The following is a 1,775-nucleotide window of genomic DNA, read 5'->3' on the forward strand; positions in this document are numbered from 1 at the left end:
GAGCCCTGGGGGGCGAGGTCAGGCGCGGCGGCCGGGGCGGAGGTCCGGATGCCAGTTGTCGGCGAGGAGCTGGCGGCCGAACGTCTCCCACGCGGCCTCGTGCGCGGCCTCACCGGTCCACCCGTCCGCCGCGGTCGCCTCCGCCTGCAGGTAGGCCAGGGCCGCGTGCTCACTGCCGTGGTGTCGAAACACCGCGGTGCGCCAGGACCAGCGGTAGCCGGGGGAGTTCTCCCGCAGGCTCAGGGTCCACCGGTAGTCGCGGTTGCCGGCCCTCCGGGCGCCCCCATCGTCCAGGGGAACCACCCCGGGCCGGTCGTACCACTTGCGGTCTATGGCGAGCCGTCCGGCGTTCATCGCCGCGCAGTCCAGAGCCGCGTAGCGCGCCCCATCCGCGGAGCCGTCGTAGCCGAAGGTGATGGTGTACGGCCGGTGGCCGTGGGGGATGTGGGTGTCGCGGATCTCGTGGTCGCCGCAGGGAAGGCGCGCCACCTGGAACCGGACGTGGCTCATGGCCTGGGTCCTCTCGGGGTGGGGTGGATCAGGCTGGGACGCCGAGCAGGGTCGACCCGTCGTGCTCGTACGACTCCCAGGTCGGGTCGCCGTACAGGCCGTTACGGCTGGTCGTGGCGATCATCCAGAAGCCTTCGGAGTGCTCGTCGCGGAAGTGGCGTCCGATGTTCCATCCGGGGAGGCGGGCCAGCTCCGCCCATGTCCAGGGGAGCGACGTGGAGCCCCATCCCTGGTCGGGGCGGTCCATGAGGTGTAGCTCGCGGGGACGGCCGGGTCGTTCGAGGATGCGCACGAGGGCCGTGGGATGGCCGAACATGAGGGTCCGGCGAGGTTTCTCCTGGTAGGCGCTGAGGGTCGGGCAGCCGTCGCACTCTCCGCGGCGGGTGCAGGGCCCGCAGTAGCCGTAGCCGGCGAACCGGGCTGTGTTCCGGGAGGCGCGTAGGGACGCCCACGACATCGGCTTGAGCGCGCACTGGTCACCGGGCGAGCCCCAGACTGACAACCGGTTCCAGCCCTGGCCGTCGGGGCCGCCGGCGCGGTGGGCAGGCGCGGGGAGGTAGATGCCGCCGTTCATCCGCTGTCCTTTCTGCTGGTCGGTGGCGCCCCACGGCGCCGCGGGCGGACTCGTTGGATTCGAGGCGGGCGGATCGTTTGCGCCGGGTCTCTCCCTCAGCTGGTCGCGGGATCGGCGGTGAGGGCGGCCGTGACCCACTCGCACGCGTCCGGGTTGAGCTGGTAGAGCTGGGCCATCACCGCGGCCGCCGCCGGGTCGACAAGGTCGGTGACGGGGCGGCCTGACTGGCTGGCCGCGCGGATGGCCACCGTGGTGATGGTGCGGGTGACGACCTCAACGAGGGCCGCGGCCTGGTCGGGGCGGAGGCCGGCGACCCGGCGGGCGAGGCGCCTGTTGGTGTCCCAACCGATCGAGGTGCCGGCTTCGACGGCGCACAGTTCGACCAACGTCAGCGCGGTGTGCTCGATGCTGCTTTCGACGGTGTCGCTGACACCTGCCGGGATCTTGGTCAGCTCGATGAGGCTTGCGCGCATCTCCGCGCAGCATTCGGCGATCAGTTCTGGGTTCACCTTCGTGCCTTCGGTTCGGCCGCGGCAGGTTGTACTGAGGCGGGTCGGACGTGGCCGACGCGGTGTTCCTCCCAGGCCGCCGCGCGGCGGGTAACAGCGATGTCGGCGATCTCGTCCGGGAGGATGGGGAGCTGGTAGTCCGCCCCCTCCTCGCTGCCCGGCAGATGCTCGCGGGCGTACAG

Annotated in this window: 4 protein-coding genes; all 4 read right to left on the reverse strand. The window is 71.8% G+C overall.

The annotated features are described in order from the left end of the window. Positions 1-18 precede the first annotated feature (18 nt). On the reverse strand, positions 19-510 hold the full coding sequence (locus BBK14_RS13415) for a hypothetical protein (protein ID WP_071062457.1): 492 nt from the start codon (positions 508-510) through the stop codon (positions 19-21). A gap of 28 nt (positions 511-538) precedes the next feature. Next, positions 539-1,084 carry a hypothetical protein gene (locus BBK14_RS13420; protein ID WP_071062459.1) on the reverse strand — a complete coding sequence of 182 codons (546 nt, stop codon included), beginning with the start codon at positions 1,082-1,084 and terminating at the stop codon, positions 539-541. A 95-nt stretch (positions 1,085-1,179) separates the two neighbouring features. Continuing rightward, positions 1,180-1,593, reverse strand: a complete 414-nt coding sequence (locus tag BBK14_RS13425) for a hypothetical protein (protein ID WP_071062461.1) — start codon at positions 1,591-1,593, stop codon at positions 1,180-1,182. Next, positions 1,590-1,775 (reverse strand): hypothetical protein (locus BBK14_RS39305; RefSeq protein WP_206744665.1); only part of this gene is annotated, 186 nt, incomplete at its 5' end. The genes BBK14_RS39305 and BBK14_RS13425, both read right to left, overlap by 4 nt.

It is taken from the genome of Parafrankia soli, from assembly GCF_001854695.1.
GTDB classification, from domain to species: Bacteria; Actinomycetota; Actinomycetes; order Frankiales; family Frankiaceae; genus Parafrankia; species Parafrankia soli.